Origin of the sequence: Rathayibacter sp. AY1A2, from assembly GCF_002930935.1 — a bacterium.
Taxonomy (GTDB): domain Bacteria; phylum Actinomycetota; class Actinomycetes; order Actinomycetales; family Microbacteriaceae; genus Rathayibacter.
The window spans coordinates 1-16769 of the sequence record NZ_PSTP01000010.1 but is presented as its reverse complement, the minus strand read 5'-3'; the positions used below and the strand labels follow the sequence as shown (position 1 = coordinate 16769).

Genomic DNA, 16769 nt, shown 5'->3' with positions numbered 1-16769 from the left:
GGTGAGACTCCCCGGCTCTCCACCACGACGAAGTGAGGGAAGATGCATCCGTTCACCCGGAGACAGCTCATCGCCGCCGGTCTCGGCACCGCGGCACTCGGGAGCCTGACGGCCTGCGCGACACCGGGCACCGTGTCGGTCAACACGGCGCCGACGATCGCCCCGGCCACCGGCCCGGTCCGCCTGCAGTACTGGGGCTGGCTGAAGGACCTGCAGAAGGTCTGCGACGTCTGGAACGCCTCGCACCCCGAGATCCAGGTCGAGGCCGTCTGGATCCCCGGCGGCAACGCGGGCGGGTACCAGAAGCTCTACTCGGCCCTCGCCGCGGGCGGCGGGCCGGACCTCGGCCAGGTCGAGATCCGCTCCGTCCCCGAGTTCATGCTCGTCAACGGCCTGGTCGACCTCACCCGGTACGGCGTCGAGCAGTACCGCGACCTGTACGACCCCACGCTCTGGGGCCAGGTCAGCTACACGGGCGGCGTCTACGGCATCCCTCAGGACAGCGGCCCGATGGCGCTCTTCTACCAGCCCGAGGTGTTCGGGAAGGTGGGTGCGGAGCCGCCGACGACCTGGGACGACTGGGCTGCGGTGGCGACGGAGCTGCGCGGAGCCGGCTCCTACATCGACTGCTTCCCGCTCGCCGACGCCTCGGTCTTCGCCGCGTTCGCGACGCAGGCCGGCGCGCAGTGGCTGCGCCCGGAGGAGGACGGCTGGGTCATCGACATGACCGACGACGCCACGACGCGCGTCGCCTCCTTCTTCGACACGGCCATCGACCAGGACCTGGTGCAGACCGGCTACGGCGCCTACTCCCCCGCGTGGTTCGCGGCCGCGGCGAAGGGCGGCATCGCCTCCTGCGCCACCGGCAGCTGGGGCGACGCCCTGATCGAGGGGGTCAGCGGAGGCGCGGGCAAGTGGCGCGCGGCTCCCATGCCCGTCTGGGGCGACACCGGCTTCGGCTCGAGCTTCCTCGGCGGATCGACCGCGTCGGTGTTCTCGAGCAGCAAGCACCCGGAGGAGGCGATCGAGTTCGCCGTCTGGATGACCACCACGCAGGAGGGCATCGACGCGATGATCGCCAACAGCGGCATCGGCTGGTCTCCCGCGGTCGGCGAGATCGGCACGGCCCGTAAGGGTCCGAGCGACTTCTTCAGCGGGCAGAACTACAACGAGGACGTCCTCGTGCCCGCATCGAAGGAGCAGAACCCCGACTGGTCCTGGTGGCCCGTCACGCAGCAGTCCTTCAACATCCTCAGCGACGGCTTCCGGAAGAAGGCGTCCGGGCTCTCGCTCGTGGACGCGGTCGCCGAGGCGGAGCAGCAGATCATCACGGTCTTCGAGAACAAGGGCCTGAGCATCAGGAGGGCCTCCGCATGACCACCACGACCTCCCCCGCCGCCGCCGCGGTCGCGGCCACCACGCGGACGCCGGGCGCGCCCCGGCGCAGCCGCGCGGTCGCCCGCGCCCCGTGGATCCTCCTCGGACCCTTCCTGGCCCTGTTCGTCCTCACGTTCATCGTCCCGATCGTCGTCGCCGTCGGCTCCAGCTTCACGAAGGTGACGCGCTCCGGCCTCTTCGGCGAGGCCGGGGTCACCAGCGGGTTCGCGGGCTTCGACAACTACGCGCAGGCCCTCGCCGACGGCAACTTCATCGCCTCCATCGGGCGGATGTTCCTCTTCGGCGTCGTCCAGGTGCCGGTGATGATCGCCCTCTGCACCGTCCTCGCGCTGATGCTCGAGTCGGCGTCGGCGAAGTTCCCCGGCTTCTTCCGGGCGGCCTACTTCCTCCCCTACGGAGTGCCCGGAGTGATCGCGACGATCCTGTGGTCGTTCCTCTACGTGCCCGGCCTCAGCCCGCTCATCGACGCGGCGAACGTGGTCGGGCTCCAGCCCGACTTCCTCGGTGCGGACACGGTGCTCTGGTCGATCGCGAACATCTCGCTCTGGAGCTACACCGGCTACAACATGCTGATCATCGTCGCCCAGCTCAAGGCGATCCCGGTCGAGCTCTACGAGGCGGCGAAGGTCGACGGCGCCTCCACCTGGCGCGTCGCCCGCAGCATCCAGCTGCCGCTCATCCGCCCCGCGCTGGTGCTGACGACGATCTTCTCGATCATCGGAACGCTCCAGCTGTTCGCCGAGGCGCAGGTGCTGAAGACGGTCGCTCCGGCGATCGACAGCCAGTACACGCCGAACCTCAGCGCGTACACCACGGCCTTCGCCTACAACGACTACAACGTCGCCGCCGCCCAGGCCGTCCTGATCGCGCTGGTCGCGTTCCTGCTCTCCTTCACGTTCCTCTCGATCTCGAACAGGAGGTCGTCATGAGCCGCACCGAGACCCCGCCGACCACGACCACCGGAGTCGTCACCGCCGACCGCCCCGTGAAGGCCGGACGCGGGCCCGACCGCTCGGCCGGCCGCAACCGCGCCTCGACCATCATCGTCACCGCGATCCTCGTCGTCGTGGCGGTCTACTTCCTCATCCCCGTCTACTGGGTCGTCGTCGCGGCGACCAAGACGACCGAGGACCTCTTCGCCACCTACGGCTTCTGGTTCGCCCCGACGTTCGCGCTCTGGGACAACCTGACGCAGGTGCTGACCTACGGCGACGGCATCTTCGTCCGCTGGTTCCTCAACTCCGTCCTCTACGCCGGAGTGGGCGCCCTGCTCGCGACCTACCTCGCCGCGGCGGGCGGCTACGCGCTGGCCAAGTACGAGTTCCGCGGCAGCAGGCTCGTGTTCGGGACGATCCTCGCGGGCGTCCTGGTGCCGGGCACCGCGACCGCTCTGCCGCTGTTCCTGCTCTTCAGCCAGATGGGCATCGCGAACACCTACTGGAGCGTGCTGATCCCCTCGCTCGTCTCGCCGTTCGGGCTGTTCCTCTGCCGGATCTACGCTCAGGCGACCGTGGACACCGCGATCATCGAGGCGGCGCGCATCGACGGCGCCGGGGAGCTGCGGATCTTCCACACGCTCGGGCTGCGCATCCTGACTCCCGCGCTGGTCACCGTGTTCCTCTTCCAGCTGGTCGGGATCTGGAACAACTACTTCCTGCCCCTGGTGATGCTCTCGGACACGAACCTGTTCCCGATCACACTGGGACTGAACAACTGGCTCGGACAGGTCGACCGCCTGCCCGAGTTCTACGAGCTGACGACCGGCGGCGTCCTGCTGTCGATCATCCCGCTCGCCATCGCCATGATCGTGCTGCAGCGCTTCTGGCGCGGCGGCCTGACGGAAGGCTCCGTGAAGTGACGACTCCCCCGACGACCTCCCACTACCTGACGGACACCGGACCGGGCTCCGGCCGCCGCCGGGCCCCCCGCTCGTGGCTGCACACCGACGCCCCGGCGCTCCCGCTGGACGGGGAGTGGCGCTTCCGCCTGCTCCCCGCCGCTCCGGGGACCCCGGGCGGCGCCGGCGTGCTGCCGGAGGGCGAGGGCGTGGACGCCGTCGGGGACGAGTCGTTCGACGACTCCGGCTGGGACCTGATGCCGGTGCCCTCGCACTGGGTGCTGCAGGGCGACGGGCGCTACGGACTGCCGGCCTACACGAACGTGCAGTTCCCGTTCCCGACCGAGCCGCCGTTCGTTCCGGACGCGAACCCGACGGGCGACTACCGCCGCACCGTCGTGGTCCCGGAGGAGTGGGACTCCGCCGAGGCGGTCGTCCTGCGCTTCGACGGCGTCGAGTCGCGGTACCGCGTCTGGGTCAACGGCGTCGAGATCGGGATCGGCTCCGGCAGCCGGCTCGCGCAGGAGTTCGACGTCACCGGCGTCGTCCGCCCGGGCGAGAACCTCGTCGTGGTCCGCGTGCACCAGTGGTCGGCCTCGAGCTACGTGGAGGACCAGGACCAGTGGTGGCTGCCGGGGATCTTCCGCTCGGTGCACCTGCTCGCGCGCCCCGTCGGCGGGATCGAGGACGTGTGGCTGCGCTCCTCCTTCACCGGCGGCGCGGGCCGGATCGAGGCGGAGGTGACCGCCGCGGCCGACGCGTTCCCGCTGACGCTGCGCGTGCCCGGGCTCGGGATCGAGACGGTCTGGGCCTCGGCGGAGGAGATCGCCGCGATCGAGGTCCCCGAGGTCGAGCCGTGGTCGGCGGAGGCTCCGCGCCTCTACGACGCGACGCTCGCCTCCGCCGGTGAGACGGTCTCGCTGCGGCTCGGCTTCCGCACGGTCGAGATCCGCGGCGACCGCTTCCTGGTCAACGGCGAGCGCGTCGTCTTCCACGGCGTCAACCGCCACGAGACGCACCCCGACCGCGGTCGAGCGTTCGACGAGGACTCCGCCCGCGAGGACCTCGCGATGATGAAGCGCTTCAACGTGAACGCCATCCGCACCAGCCACTACCCGCCGCATCCCCGTCTGCTCGACCTCGCCGACGAGCTCGGCTTCTGGGTGGTCCTCGAGTGCGATCTCGAGACCCACGGCTTCGAGCGGGTCGGCTGGGCGGGCAACCCCAGCGACGACCCCGCCTGGCGCGAGGCGTACCTCGACCGCATCGAGCGGACCGTCGAGCGCGACAAGAACCACCCGAGCATCGTGCTCTGGTCCCTCGGCAACGAGGCGGGCACCGGCGCGAACCTCGCCGCGATGTCCGCCTGGGTGCACGGGCGCGACCCGGAGCGCCCCGTCCACTACGAGGGCGACTACACCGGCGCGTACACCGACGTGTACTCGCGGATGTACTCCTCGATCCCCGAGACCGAGCGGATCGGCACCGACGGCTCGCTCACTCCGCTCCTCGGCTGCTCCCCCGGCGAGTCCGCTCGGCAGCGCTCCAAGCCCTTCCTGCTCTGCGAGTACGTGCACGCGATGGGCAACGGCCCGGGAGCGATCGACCAGTACGAGGACCTCGTCGACCGCTTCCCGCGGCTGCACGGCGGCTTCGTCTGGGAGTGGCGCGACCACGGCCTGCGGGCGCGCACGCCGGAGGGCGTCGAGTACTACGCGTACGGCGGCGACTTCGGCGAGGTGGTGCACGACGGCAACTTCGTGATGGACGGCATGGTGCTCTCCGACGGCACGCCCAGCCCGGGCCTGTTCGAGTGGAAGCAGATCGTCGCTCCGGTGCGCCTCACGGTCCGCGGCGACGGCGTCGTCATCGAGAACCGCCGGCACGACGCCTCCACCGCCGATCTGCGCTTCGCGTGGCGGGTCGAGCGGGACGGGCGGGTCACCTCGGAGGGAGTGCTCGACGCCCCGGTCATCGCGGCCGGCGACGCCGTGCACGTGGAGCTCCCCCCGCTCGAGGTGCGCCCCGGCGGCGAGACCTGGCTCACCGTCGACGCGGTCCTCGACGCCCCGACCGCCTGGGCGGAGGAGGGCCACGTGCTCTCCACCGGTCAGCACCTCCTCGCCGCGCCGTCGGCGGTGCCCGCGTGGACCCGCGCCGTCCGCTCGGCTCCGCCCCTCGAGGGCGGCGCGCTCGGAGTCGCGCGGTTCCGCGACGGTCGGCTCGCCTCCCTCGCCGGCCTGCCCGTCGACGGACCGCGCGCCGAGCTCTGGCGCGCCCCGACCGACAACGACGAGGGCGCGGGCTTCCCCGGCTACGTCACCGGCGACCCGTACGACGGCGACGGCCGCGGGATGCCGGCCCCCTCCTCCGCCGCCCGCTGGCGCGAGGCCGGACTCGACCGCCTGGTCGGCCGCGTGCAGGAGGTCGACGCCTCCGCCGGGCTCCGCTGCGTGACCCGCTTCTCGGCCGCGGACTTCGACGCGGGACTCCTGATGGAGGAGCGCTGGAGCGTCGACGGGGAGAGCACGGTCCTCCGCGTCGACCTCGTGCCGACCCGGGGCTGGGACTCCGTCTGGCCGCGGCTGGGCATCCTGATCGACCTGCCCGCGTCGATCGACGGCGCGGAGTGGTTCGGCACCGGCCCACTCGAGTCCTACCCCGACAGCCTCCGGGCCGCGCGGGTGGGGCGATTCACGGCGGAGATGGACCGGCTGACGACTCCGTACGCCCGCCCGCAGGAGAGCGGTCACCGCAGCAGCGTGCGCGAGCTGACGCTGACGGAGGCGGGCTCGCCCCGCCTCCGCATCGAAGCCGCGCGCGACCTGCACGGGCGCCTCCCCGGCTTCACCCTGGCGCGGCACACGCCGCAGGAGATCACGGCCGCCGCGCACCCGCACGAGCTGCCGGAATCGGAGCGCGCGGTCCTCGTGATCGACGCCGCCCAGCACGGCCTGGGCTCCCGCGCGTGCGGTCCGGACGTGTGGCCCGACTTCCAGCTGCGGCCGGAGGCGCGGACGATCCTCCTCCGCTTCACCGCGGCCGGCTGAGCGCCTGGAGAGGACGAGGGAAGGCCCGCGGGATCGCGTCCCGCGGGCCTTCCCTCGTCCTCGGGACGCGTCAGTCGCTCTGCGTGCGCGGCAGCGGTCCGCCGATGAAGAGGTCCGTGTTCATGCGCCGGCGGCGCATCACGACCAGGACGGCCGCGCAGGCGACGAGCGACGCGGCGACCGCACCGCCGCCGATCATCAGCGCGGTGGTCGGCGTGATGCCGGCCGGTCCCGCCGAGGCGGCCGTGCTGAGGAAGGCGGTGCGCGCGGCGCTGATCGCGGTGCCGCAGACCTGCTGCGCCTCCCACGGTGCGGCCGTGGTGTCGCTGTCACGGTAGGAGACGGTCACGGCTGCCGTGCGGTGCGACTCGCGACCGAAGGCGACGACACAGTAGACGGAGGGGTCGGGGTCGGCGACGACCGCGTCGCCCAGCGCCAGCTCGGCCCAGCCGATGGAGTCGGACTGCACGGCGACGTCGCCGGCGGCCAGGTCGGCGCGGGCCCCGGAGGTCTCGAAGGCGCCCACGGCGACCTCCTCGTCGGCGTCGAAGCCCCAGACGGCGCCGCGGGGCGCCTCGGTGCTGCCGTCGCCGAGCTCGCGCGGCTCGAGCAGGAGGCCGTTGCCGGTGGAGGGCGCGAGCCGGAAGACGACCTTGGCGGCGGAGCCCTGGTCGCCCGTGAGGTCGACCGTGAAGGCGCCCGACTTGGTGATCAGCGCGGTCGGCACGGTCGCGGTGCCGCTCCCCGCCTCGAGGGTCAGCGGGGTCTTGGTGCCGTTCGGGTCGCGGAGGACCGCGGAGACGGCCTCGCCGCTCGCGAAGCCGGTGTACGAGAAGCCGACGCCGTAGAAGCGGGCGAGCTCGACGGTGAGCGCCTCCGGCTGGACGGCGAGCTCGCGGGTGAGGAAGACGTCCGCGGTCGCGGCACCGGCCGCCGGCTTCGCGCCCTCGGTCGAGGTGCCGAGCTCGGTGCGTCCGGGGGCCGACGCCGCCGGAGTGACGGCGCCCGCACCGGAGGAGCCGGCGGTGCCGGACGTGGTGGTGCCGGAGGTGGTGCCGCCGCCGGAGGTGCCGCCGGACGTCGCTCCGCCGGTGGTGCCGCCGCCGGAGCCGGAGCCGCCGGAGGACGATCCGCCGCCGGTGGAGGGCTGGCCGCCGCCGGAGCCGCCCTGCTGGCCGCCGCCGCCGGTCGATCCGCCGCCGGTGGATCCGCCGCCGGTGGAGGGCTGGCTCGGCTGCTGGGGCGCGGGGTCGACCGGTGCCGGATCGACCGGCGCGGGGTCCACGGGCGCGGGGTCCACGGGCGCGGGGTCGACGGGAGCGGGCTGCTCGGGTTCTGCCGGCTCCTCGGGCACTCCGGGAACGGAGGGCTCCTCGGGGACGCCGGGAACGGGGTCGGAGCCGCCGTCGCCCGGCTGCTCGGGATCCTCCGGCACGCCGGGGATGGTCGTCGCGGCCGGCTGCTCGACCGTGGTCGAGACCGTCGAGGCGGAGGGGGCCGCGACGGCCGCTCCGGGGAGGGCCAGGCCGAGCACGAGCGCCGCGAGAGCGGCGGCGGGCAGGGCGAGTCGGCGGGATGACGGCATGGCGGTTCCTTCCTCCACGGGCGACGATCTGCGTCCGCGCACGGAGGAGCGCACTCCCCCCTCACGAGGGTAAGGGCGAGAGGCGAGCTATCGCGAGCCGTCCTGTCCCCCGTCAGAGGGACGTCGCGGTCGTGCTTCCGTCCGGACGGCCCGGTCGAAGCTCACCCGCGATCGAGGAGGGCCCGCCGGAGCCGCACGGGATCGACCCGCCAGAAGGTGTGCACGCGCCCGTCGATCAGCACCACCGGGATCTCCTCGACGAAGCGCTCGTGCAGCTCGGGATCGTCGAGGATCGACACCTCCGAGACGGCGACCGACGCCTCGGCGCCCAGGTCGGCGACCACCTGCTCGACCACGGTCCGCGCGTCGTCGCAGAGATGACAGCCCGGCTTGCCCACGAGCGTCAGCTCCACGTCCACCATGCGGTCAGTGTACGGCGGCCCCGGCGACGGGCGCCGAGACGGCGAGCGCCGCCGGGATGATCCGTGAACGCAGACGAGCGCCCGACCCCGGAAGGGCGGACGCTCGAGTGGGAAGAGGCGCGAGCCTACTTCTTGTTGCGACGCTGGTGGCGAGTCTTGCGAAGCAGCTTGCGGTGCTTCTTCTTCGCCATACGCTTGCGACGCTTCTTGATGACAGAACCCACGAAGACCTCACAACGTTCAGGGGGTCGACCGCCCGACGGGCGGCCGCTTACGAAAAACTGGCTCCCGCGAGCTTACACGACCCGGGGCTCCACCGTTTCCGGCTCCTCGGCGCCCCTCACTTGCGGATGCGCAGCGCCTCCGCCACCTTCGTCGCTCCCTCGCTGACGCCCCGCTGGATGTCCTGCACCACGGTGCTGACCTGGTGGGTGCGCTCGGCGAGCGCCCGACCCAGCGACTCCGCCCGGGCCGCGGTCGGAGCGTCGAGCAGGGCGCCGGCCGCCTCGTCCTCGGCGAGGAAGGGCAGCAGCCAGTCCTCGACCTCCGCCAGCGGCGCGTACTCGAGCGCGTAGAAGCGGTGCTGTCCGCTCTCGCGCACCGTGACGAGGCCGGTCTCGCGCAGCACCTTGAGGTGCTTCGAGACGGTCGGCTGGCTCAGCTCGAGGCGCGCCACGATCCGCGACACGCTCATGCCCTCGGCCGAGCCGTCCCGCCGCTGCTCGAGCAGCAGGGCGAGGATGTCCCGGCGGGTCCCGTCCGCGATCACCCCGAAGATGTCAGCCATGCGCCCAGGCTAGTCAGCGCCCCGGGGGCCCGGCACCGAGCGGGTAGCATGGCCGCGATCGAGTGGAGGATCCGCCGTGGTGGTTCGGCAGCAGTTCCGCAGCCCCGTGGGCGTCTCGCCCGTCTCCCCCTGGTCGGGGTTCGAGCGGGCCCGCGACCTCATCGACGACTTCGCCGGACGCTCGCCGTCCCGCTTCGCGATCCTCATCTTCTCGGCGCTCGTGCTCGTTTTCACCCTGCTGTTCTCGCTGCCGGTGTCGAGCACCACGGGCACCGTCACTCCGCTGCACGACGCCTTCTTCACCGCGATGTCGGTGATCTGCGTGACCGGCCTCGCGACGGTCGACATGGCGACGCACTGGTCGGCGTTCGGCCACTCGATCATCTTCGTCGGCGTGAACATCGGCGCTCTGGGAGTGCTGACGCTCGCCTCGATCATGGGCCTGGCGATCTCGCGCCGCCTCGGGCTCCGGGCGAAGCTCATGGTCGCCAGCGACTCGAACCCGCTGCGGATCCACTCCGGCCCCGTCGCCGAGGGCCAGGCCGTGCGCCTGGGCGAGATCGGCGGACTGCTCGCCACCGTCGCGATCAGCGCCGCCGCGATCGAGATCATCGTCGCGCTCCTGCTGTTCCCGCGGATGCTGATCGACGGGATCCCGATCGGCGAGGCCGTTTGGCACTCCTTCTACTACTCCGCGATGGCGTTCACGAACACCGGCTTCGCCCCGAACGCCGCGGGACTCACCCCGTTCGAGGACGACTACTGGTTCCTCGGCATCCTGATGCTCGGCGTCTTCCTCGGCTCGATCGGCTTCCCCGTCATCTACGCCTTCTCCCGCGGCTGGCGGCGCCCGCGCAAGTGGTCGGTGCACGTGAAGCTGACGCTGGTCACCTCCGTGATCCTGCTCGTCGCCGGGGCCGTCCTCTACATCGTGCTCGAGTTCGACAATCCGAGGACCTTCGGCAGCCTCGATGCGGGAGACACCGTCTTCCAGTCCTTCTTCCTCTCGACGATGACGCGGTCGGGCGGCTTCTCGACGATCTCGGTTCCCGACCTCAACGGCTCGAGCCTGCTCGTGACGGACATGCTGATGTTCATCGGCGGAGGATCGGCCTCCACGGCCGGCGGGATCAAGGTCACAACCCTCGCGATCCTGTTCCTGGCCGCCTTCGCCGAGGCCCGAGGCAACAACGACATGGAGGCGTTCGGCCGCCGGATCCCGAACGACGTCCTGCGCCTGGCCGTCTCGGTCGTGCTGTGGGGCGCGACGACGGTCGCCGTGTCGAGCGTCCTGATCCTGCACATCACCAAGGCCTCGCTCGACCACGTGCTCTTCGACGTGATCTCGGCCTTCGCGACCTCCGGGCTCTCGACGGGGCTCACCGCGGAGCTGCCGCCGTCCGGGGTCTACATCCTGGCGCTGACGATGTTCATGGGCCGCGTTGGTACCGTGACTCTCGCCGCCGCGCTCGCCGCGAGCCAGCGGAGGCAGTTGTTCAGACGACCGGAAGAGAGGCCCATCGTTGGTTGACCGCATCAGGTACGACGCCCCGGTGCTGGTGATCGGCCTCGGGCGCTTCGGAGCCGCCACGGCCGGCCAGCTCGACCGCCTCGACCGCGAGGTCCTCGCCATCGACGCCGACGCCGGTCTCGTGCAGAAGTGGTCGGAGCGGGTCACCCACGCGGTGCAGGCCGACGCCCGCTCGCTCGACGCCCTCGCGCAGATCGGCGCGCAGGACTTCCAGGTCGCCGTCGTCGCGGTCGGCTCCTCCATCGAGGCGTCCGTGCTGATCACTGCGAACCTCGTCGACCTCAAGATCCCGCAGATCTGGGCGAAGGCGATCTCGCGCTCGCACGGCAAGATCCTCGAGCGGATCGGCGCGAACCACGTGATCTACCCCGAGGCGGAGGCGGGCGAGCGCGTCGCGCACCTTGTCTCGGGCCGCATGCTCGACTTCATCGAGTTCGACGACGACTTCGTGCTCGCGAAGATGTACCCACCCAAGCCGATCCGGGGGCTGACGCTCACGGAGTCGGGCGTGCGCCGCAAGCACCGCGTGACCGTCGTCGGCGTCAAGAGCCCGGGCAAGCCCTTCACCTACGCGACCGAGCAGACCGTCGTCTCGAACCACGACCTCATCGTGGTCAGCGGCACCCCCAGTGACATCGAGCGCTTCGCGGCCCTCGGCTCCTGACCCGCGCCCCCTTCCTCCTCCTCCTCTGCGGGATGCCGCTCCGGTACGCCCGCTCCGGGGTGTCGCGTACCCGAGCGGCGTCTCGCGGAGAGGAGGGCGGAGTCAGGAGGCGGCGAGCTCGCGGGCGCGGGCCAGCGCGGCGTCGGTCGCCCGCGTGAAGAGGGCGGCGAGGTCGGCCTCCTGCAGGACCGCGACGGCCCGCTCGGTGGTGCCCTTCGGGCTCGTGACCCGCCGGCGCAGCTCCGCGGGCTCCTCGCCGGAGTCCGCGAGCAGCTCGGCCGCGCCGCGGAACGTGCCGACCACCATCGTCGACGCCTGCTCCGGGGTGAAGCCCTTCGCGACAGCGGCCGCGACGAGCTCCTCGATCAGCAGGAACACGTAGGCGGGCCCCGAGCCGGAGATCGTCGAGAGCGCGTCGAGCTGCGACTCCGGCACCTCGACCACCTCGCCGACCGTCTCGAACAGGCGGCGCACGAGCGCCAGGTCCTCGTCGCCGGACCGCGTGCCCGCGCTGAGGCCGGTGACGGCGCGGCCCACGACCGCGGGAGTGTTCGGCATCGAGCGGAGCACGGCGACGGACGCGGGCAGGTGCCGCTCGAACGTGGCCGCGGTCACGCCGGCGGCGACGGAGACGACGACCGCGCCCGGGGCGAGCGCGTCGGCGATCTCGTCGAGCAGGTCCGGCACCATGTGCGGCTTGACGGCCACGAGCACGATCGCCGCGCCCTCGACCGCACGCCGGTTGGCCTCCGGGTCGTCCGCGGTGGCGAAGGCGGTGACCACCGGGTGGCCGTCCCACGCGGCGGCCTTCGCGGAGTCGCGGTTGGTCACCCGCACGCCCCCCTCGACGCGCACGCCGGGAGCCAGCAGGCCCTGGAGGATCGCACCCCCCATCGAGCCGAGGCCGAGGACGGCGATGGACGGGAGCAGGACGGGCGCATCGGTCACGCCGCTCATCCTACGAAGAGCCCGCGGCAAGGGGGTCCAGGGGCGGTCCGGCGCCTCGTAGGATGGCCCGACCATCCAGCGGCGAGCCCGAGGAGACCACGTGAGCGCATCCGGAGGCGGCACCGCGATCATCGCGGCGCTCGCGGCCAACCTCGGCATCGCCCTGACGAAGTTCGTCGCCTGGTTCTTCTCCGGATCCGCCTCCATGCTCGCCGAGGGCGTGCACTCGCTCGCCGACTCCGGCAATCAGCTGCTCCTGCTGCTCGGCGGCCGCAAGTCGCGGAAGGCCGCCGACGAGGAGCACCCGTTCGGCTACGGACGGGAGCGCTACGTCTACGCCTTCGTGGTGTCGATCATCCTGTTCTCCGTCGGCGGCGTCTTCTCGCTCTACGAGGGCATCGAGAAGATCGCCGAGCCGCACGAGCTCGAGAATTCCTGGCTGCCGATCCTGGTCCTCGTGATCTCGATCTGCCTCGAGGGCTACTCGCTGCGCACCGGAGTGAAGGAGTCGAACCGGGTCCGCGGCTCGCAGTCCTGGTTGCAGTTCATCCGCCGGGCGAAGGCGCCGGAGCTGCCGGTCGTGCTCCTCGAGGACGTCGCCGCGCTCACCGGTCTGACGTTCGCGCTGCTCGGAGTCGGGCTGACCGTGATCACCGGCGACTCGGTCTACGACGCGATCGGAACGATCATGATCGGCACCCTGCTGATCGTGGTGGCGATCGTGCTGGGCGTCGAGACGAAGAGCCTGCTGGTCGGAGAGGGGGCGACTCCCGCCGACGCCGCCTCGATCCGCGCCGCGCTCGAGGCCGGGCGCGACGTCGAGCGCGTCATCCACATGCGCACGCTCTACCTCGGACCGGACGAGATCCTCGTGGCCGCGAAGCTCGCCTTCCCGGCCGCCGAGACCCTCGAGCACGTGGCCGCCGGGATCGACGCCGCCGAGAAGCGGATCCGCGAGGCCGTTCCCGCCGCCACCACGATCTACCTCGAGCCCGACGTCGACCGCGGACGCGCGGGACCGCCGGCGGCCCGTCCGGCCGTGACGGAGGCGGAAGGGACGGCCGCCGCGGCCGCTCCGGCCGCCGCCGCTCCGCCCGCCGCCTCCCCGCCGGCCGCGCCGCACGGGAGCGCCTGAGATGCGCCGGGCCCTGGCGATCGTCAACGAGCGCGGTGCCGGGCTCGGCGCGCTCGAGCCGATGCTGACCGAGCGGGGGTTCGCCGTCGACGCCGTCGCAGGGACGGACCTCGACGCGATCGACATCCTCGCCCCCGACCTCGTCGTCACGCTCGGCTCCAGCGCCGGCGTCTACGAGACCTCGCGGCACCCCTTCATCAGCCCCGAGATCGCGCTCCTGCAGGACCGGATGCACCACCGCCGTCCCACGCTCGGCGTCTGCTTCGGAGCGCAGCTGATCGCGACCGCCCTGGGCGAGTCCGTCCATCCCGGATCGGCCCGCGAAGTCGGCTTCCGGCCGGTCGTGCTCACGGAGGAGGGCGCCGGCTCCCCGCTCCGGCACCTGGCCGGCGTCCACGTGATGCAGTGGCACGGCGACACCTTCGCGCTGCCGAGCGGAGCGGCGCTGCTGGCGTCGTCGCCGGCGGGCGAGGTGCAGGCGTTCGCCGTGGAGGACTGGCTCCTCGGCGTGCAGTTCCACCCCGAGCTGACCGGCACGATGGCCGCGCAGTGGCTCGAGGGCGACGGGGAGTGGGCAGGAGCGGCGGGCTACGACGCCGCCGCGCTCGCCGACGACGTCGCGGCGGAGCGCTTCGAGCGGATGCACGCGGCGACGCGGCTCGCGCTGACGGAGTGGCTGGGCGCTCCGAGCTGAGGGGTTCGGCGGCGCTCGGCGTCAGCGGCGGTCGGCGAAGAAGTCGAGCAGGAGCCGCGAGCTCTCCGCGGCGCGGACCCCGGGGTACACCTCGACCACGTGGTTGTGCCGGCGGTCGCGGAGGAGGTCGTGCACGGATCCGGAGGCGCCCGCCTTCTCGTCCCACGCGCCGAAGACGACGCGGTCGATCCGCGCCGCCAGGATCGCTCCGGCGCAGAGCACGCACGGCTCGAGCGTGACCACCAGCGTGCAGCCCTCGAGATGCCAGTCGCCGCGGGCCTCGGCCGCCGCGCGGATCGCGACCACCTCGGCGTGCGCCGTCGGATCCCGCCGCAGCTCGCGCTCGTTGCGCCCGAGCCCGAGCACCGCACCCTCCGAGTCGAGCACCACCGCGCCCACGGGGACGTCGCCCCAGCCCGCGGCCCGCCGCGCCTCGTCGAGCGCCAGGCCCATCCACTCCTCGGAGCGGCGGGGGACGCGGAGATCGCTGTCGCGCATCGCTCCCCCTCCTGCGGCGGCCCGCTGCGGCCGGTGGGGCGCCGCTCCGGCCAGTAGATTGAGCTTATGCGCGTCCACGTAGCCGACCACCCGCTGATCACCCACAAGCTCACCGTGCTGCGTGACAAGCGCACCCCCTCCCCCACCTTCCGTCAGCTCGCCGAGGAGCTGATGACGCTCCTCGCCTACGAGGCCACCCGCGGCGTCCGCACCCGCACCGTCACCATCGAGACCCCCGTGACGCAGACCACCGGCCTCGCGCTCAGCGACCCGCAGCCGCTGGTCGTCCCGATCCTCCGCGCCGGCCTCGGGATGCTCGAGGGCATGGTCAAGCTCATCCCGACCGCCGAGGTCGGCTTCCTGGGCATGGCGCGCAACGAGGAGACGCTCGAGCCGACCACGTACGCGGAGCGCCTGCCCGACGACCTGTCGAACCGCCAGTGCTTCGTCCTCGACCCGATGCTCGCGACCGGCGGCTCGCTCGTCGCGGCCATCCAGTTCCTCTTCGACCGGGGAGCGGTCGACGTCACCGCCGTCTGCCTGCTCGCCGCCCCCGAGGGCCTGGCCGCCGTCGAGAAGGCCTTCGGCGACCGCGACGTGACCATCGTCCTCGGCTCCCTCGACGAGAAGCTCAACGAGCTCGGCTACATCGTCCCCGGCCTCGGCGACGCGGGCGACCGCCTCTACGGCCTCGCGGGCTGAGCCCACCGGCCCCCGGACGAGCGGGCCTCGCGTCGCGCCCCGGAACAGGGAGCCCCGCTGAGCCGTGCCGGTCGGCCGGCGCAGCGAGGGTCTCGACACCCCCTCAGCGAGACCGTCCTGCACCGCCCGTCCTGCTGATCGAGCAGCCCGCGCAGCGGCCGCATCGCGATCCCCCGTCACGACTCGCGCCTCCTCCCGAGCACCGGAACCACCCCCGACGCGCCGTCCATCCCCACGGAAGTGTTGACGCCGTGCACCGGCCTCCGCTTTACTGACGGACATGACTGACACCCTGCACGCCCTGACCTCCCTCGAGGCCATCGGGAATGCCGGCATGATGATGGCCGGTGGCCCCGTCATGTGCTGTCGAATGTGTGCATGAGGAACTGACCTCGCCGGATCCCCGCACCGCCTCCGCCCGCTGATCGTCACGATCGGCTGAGCGTCCGAGGCGCGGACGATCCCCTGGATGCCCCGCATCCGTCTCTGCCGCCACCGCGCACCGCGGGCCGGCTCGATCGCGCACACCCGGATCCGCACCCTCGGACACTCGTCCCGGATCCGACCAGCCAAGGACTCGTCATGACCCTCCTCCACACCCGCACCGCCACCGCCACCGCCCCCACCGAGGCGCCCCGCCTCCAGCCGGTCGCCGACGCCGCGCCCGCAGCGCCCCGCCTCCGCGCCGTCCCTCAGGGCACCGAGGCCCGCGGCTTCGCCCTCTACGTCGGCATCGACGAGGCCAAGGCCCGCGCCGCCGGAGTCGACCTCGGCCGCCTGGTCGAGGAGCTGAAGCGCGTCACGGCGCAGCTCGCCCCCGACGCCGAGACGTACGCCTCCGTCGCCCTCGCCCCGCAGGGCGCCGGCGGCCGGGACGTGGACGTGGTCCGCCTCGCGCTGCAGGACCCGGCCGCCGTCGCCAAGCGCCGCTCCGACGCCGAGCCCGACCCCGACCGTGCACCCGGCGGCGTCGTCATCGACATCTCCCGCAAGCGCGTCATCCTCGACGAGGAGACCACCCCCCTCACCTACAAGGAGTTCGAGCTCCTCCAGTACCTCGTGCTCCGCGAGGGCCGCACCATCGAGCGCGCCGAGCTCATCGCCTCGCTCTGGGGCGCCGCGGACGACGACGCGCCGAACGAGCGCACCATCGACGTCCACGTCCGCCGCCTCCGCGCCAAGCTCGGCCGCTACGAGGAGATCGTGCGCACCGTCCGCGGAGTCGGCTACCGCTTCGACCGCCACGCCGACGTCGCCATCCGCTACGCGTCGACGCCGTCGCCGGATCTGTTCTGAACTGTGAGGAGAGCGCTTGCGCTCTCCTCACCGCGGTCGGCTTCGCGAGGGGTCGCGATTCGGAGAGCGGGTCGCGACCGGCTAGCGGGAAACGCTGACACGCGTTTCCCGCGTTCGCCTCGAGGGCGGAACGTCCTCCCGACCTCCGGGGATGTGCGCGCACCGCCCCTACCCTGGAAAGGGCTGCTCGGCGGCCTGCTGTGTGGCCGAGGGGGTGGGGGG

The 16769-nt window shown here is 72.4% G+C and carries 16 protein-coding genes; 10 read left to right on the top strand and 6 right to left on the bottom strand.

The genetic code is table 11. The annotated features are described in order from the left end of the window. The first annotated feature begins 42 nt into the window (after window positions 1–42). The 4 genes from C5B93_RS10000 to C5B93_RS09985 are packed head-to-tail and all read left to right on the top strand — an operon-like array spanning window position 43 to window position 6285. The gene (locus tag C5B93_RS10000; protein ID WP_104292398.1) at window positions 43–1377 is read left to right on the top strand and encodes an ABC transporter substrate-binding protein; all 1335 of its coding nucleotides are present in this window, start codon (window positions 43–45) and stop codon (window positions 1375–1377) included. Continuing rightward, complete coding sequence (locus tag C5B93_RS09995; protein WP_104266728.1) at window positions 1374–2327, top strand: carbohydrate ABC transporter permease; 954 nt, start codon at window positions 1374–1376, stop codon at window positions 2325–2327. Before C5B93_RS10000 ends, C5B93_RS09995 begins: the two co-directional genes overlap by 4 nt. Further along, entirely contained in the window at window positions 2324–3256 is a 933-nt protein-coding gene (locus C5B93_RS09990; RefSeq protein ID WP_104225919.1) for a carbohydrate ABC transporter permease, read from the top strand. Before C5B93_RS09995 ends, C5B93_RS09990 begins: the two co-directional genes overlap by 4 nt. Then, a complete protein-coding gene (locus tag C5B93_RS09985) occupies window positions 3253–6285 on the top strand; it encodes a glycoside hydrolase family 2 TIM barrel-domain containing protein (RefSeq protein ID WP_219814037.1) in 3033 nt (1010 codons plus the stop codon). Before C5B93_RS09990 ends, C5B93_RS09985 begins: the two co-directional genes overlap by 4 nt. Before the next feature lie 70 nt (window positions 6286–6355). Here C5B93_RS09985 and C5B93_RS09980 read toward each other — a convergent pair whose 3' ends face one another. The 4 genes from C5B93_RS09980 to C5B93_RS09965 all read right to left on the bottom strand — a co-directional run bounded on the left by C5B93_RS09980 (window position 6356) and on the right by C5B93_RS09965 (window position 9079). Next, window positions 6356–7870 carry a hypothetical protein gene (locus C5B93_RS09980; protein WP_104292397.1) on the bottom strand — a complete coding sequence of 505 codons (1515 nt, stop codon included), beginning with the start codon at window positions 7868–7870 and terminating at the stop codon, window positions 6356–6358. Between the two features lie 161 nt (window positions 7871–8031). Then, entirely contained in the window at window positions 8032–8292 is a 261-nt protein-coding gene (locus C5B93_RS09975) for a glutaredoxin family protein (RefSeq protein ID WP_104233428.1), read from the bottom strand. 125 nt (window positions 8293–8417) lie between these two features. Continuing rightward, on the bottom strand, window positions 8418–8516 hold the full coding sequence (locus C5B93_RS09970) for a 30S ribosomal protein bS22 (protein ID WP_003792170.1): 99 nt from the start codon (window positions 8514–8516) through the stop codon (window positions 8418–8420). Between the two features lie 116 nt (window positions 8517–8632). Further along, window positions 8633–9079: a helix-turn-helix transcriptional regulator gene (locus C5B93_RS09965; protein WP_104224854.1), complete on the bottom strand. Its 447-nt coding sequence runs from the start codon at window positions 9077–9079 to the stop codon at window positions 8633–8635. Window positions 9080–9239: 160 nt separating this feature from the next. Between C5B93_RS09965 and C5B93_RS09960 the strand changes: the two genes are divergently transcribed. Both C5B93_RS09960 and C5B93_RS09955 read left to right on the top strand, forming a co-directional pair. Continuing rightward, a complete protein-coding gene (locus tag C5B93_RS09960; protein ID WP_244229642.1) occupies window positions 9240–10610 on the top strand; it encodes a TrkH family potassium uptake protein in 1371 nt (456 codons plus the stop codon). Beyond that, the gene (locus C5B93_RS09955) at window positions 10603–11274 is read left to right on the top strand and encodes a TrkA family potassium uptake protein (RefSeq protein WP_068255410.1); all 672 of its coding nucleotides are present in this window, start codon (window positions 10603–10605) and stop codon (window positions 11272–11274) included. The genes C5B93_RS09960 and C5B93_RS09955 overlap by 8 nt, the downstream gene beginning before the upstream one ends. Window positions 11275–11376: 102 nt before the next feature. Here C5B93_RS09955 and proC read toward each other — a convergent pair whose 3' ends face one another. After that, window positions 11377–12231 carry a pyrroline-5-carboxylate reductase gene (proC, locus tag C5B93_RS09950; protein ID WP_104292396.1) on the bottom strand — a complete coding sequence of 285 codons (855 nt, stop codon included), beginning with the start codon at window positions 12229–12231 and terminating at the stop codon, window positions 11377–11379. Between the two features lie 91 nt (window positions 12232–12322). On the opposite strand from proC, the gene C5B93_RS09945 reads away from it, so the two are divergent. Further along, on the top strand, window positions 12323–13357 hold the full coding sequence (locus C5B93_RS09945; protein WP_104257150.1) for a cation diffusion facilitator family transporter: 1035 nt from the start codon (window positions 12323–12325) through the stop codon (window positions 13355–13357). 1 nt (window position 13358) lies between these two features. After that, window positions 13359–14051: a gamma-glutamyl-gamma-aminobutyrate hydrolase family protein gene (locus tag C5B93_RS09940; RefSeq protein ID WP_104292395.1), complete on the top strand. Its 693-nt coding sequence runs from the start codon at window positions 13359–13361 to the stop codon at window positions 14049–14051. A 21-nt stretch (window positions 14052–14072) separates the two neighbouring features. Here C5B93_RS09940 and C5B93_RS09935 read toward each other — a convergent pair whose 3' ends face one another. Further along, entirely contained in the window at window positions 14073–14549 is a 477-nt protein-coding gene (locus C5B93_RS09935; RefSeq protein ID WP_104254860.1) for a nucleoside deaminase, read from the bottom strand. Between the two features lie 66 nt (window positions 14550–14615). Here C5B93_RS09935 and upp point away from each other — a divergent pair, with 66 nt between their 5' ends. Together upp and C5B93_RS09925 are read left to right on the top strand one after the other, a co-directional pair. Beyond that, window positions 14616–15251 (top strand): uracil phosphoribosyltransferase, encoded by a 636-nt coding sequence (gene upp / locus C5B93_RS09930; RefSeq protein ID WP_104224850.1) that lies wholly within the window; start codon window positions 14616–14618, stop codon window positions 15249–15251. Between the two features lie 582 nt (window positions 15252–15833). After that, a complete protein-coding gene (locus C5B93_RS09925; protein ID WP_104292394.1) occupies window positions 15834–16547 on the top strand; it encodes a winged helix-turn-helix domain-containing protein in 714 nt (237 codons plus the stop codon). The last annotated feature ends 222 nt before the right edge of the window (window positions 16548–16769 follow it).

What these genes read in the sequence shown, in the direction of transcription:
- C5B93_RS10000 (WP_104292398.1), top strand. Translation starts at nt 43, where the DNA reads ATGCATCCGTTCACCCGGAGACAGCTCATCGCCGCCGGTCTCGGCACC.
- C5B93_RS09995 (WP_104266728.1), top strand. Translation starts at nt 1,374, where the DNA reads ATGACCACCACGACCTCCCCCGCCGCCGCCGCGGTCGCGGCCACCACG.
- C5B93_RS09990 (WP_104225919.1), top strand. Translation starts at nt 2,324, where the DNA reads ATGAGCCGCACCGAGACCCCGCCGACCACGACCACCGGAGTCGTCACC.
- C5B93_RS09980 (WP_104292397.1), bottom strand. Translation starts at nt 7,870, where the DNA reads ATGCCGTCATCCCGCCGACTCGCCCTGCCCGCCGCCGCTCTCGCGGCG.
- C5B93_RS09975 (WP_104233428.1), bottom strand. Translation starts at nt 8,292, where the DNA reads ATGGTGGACGTGGAGCTGACGCTCGTGGGCAAGCCGGGCTGTCATCTC.
- C5B93_RS09965 (WP_104224854.1), bottom strand. Translation starts at nt 9,079, where the DNA reads ATGGCTGACATCTTCGGGGTGATCGCGGACGGGACCCGCCGGGACATC.
- proC (WP_104292396.1), bottom strand. Translation starts at nt 12,231, where the DNA reads ATGAGCGGCGTGACCGATGCGCCCGTCCTGCTCCCGTCCATCGCCGTC.
- C5B93_RS09940 (WP_104292395.1), top strand. Translation starts at nt 13,359, where the DNA reads ATGCGCCGGGCCCTGGCGATCGTCAACGAGCGCGGTGCCGGGCTCGGC.
- C5B93_RS09935 (WP_104254860.1), bottom strand. Translation starts at nt 14,549, where the DNA reads ATGCGCGACAGCGATCTCCGCGTCCCCCGCCGCTCCGAGGAGTGGATG.
- upp (WP_104224850.1), top strand. Translation starts at nt 14,616, where the DNA reads ATGCGCGTCCACGTAGCCGACCACCCGCTGATCACCCACAAGCTCACC.
- C5B93_RS09925 (WP_104292394.1), top strand. Translation starts at nt 15,834, where the DNA reads ATGACCCTCCTCCACACCCGCACCGCCACCGCCACCGCCCCCACCGAG.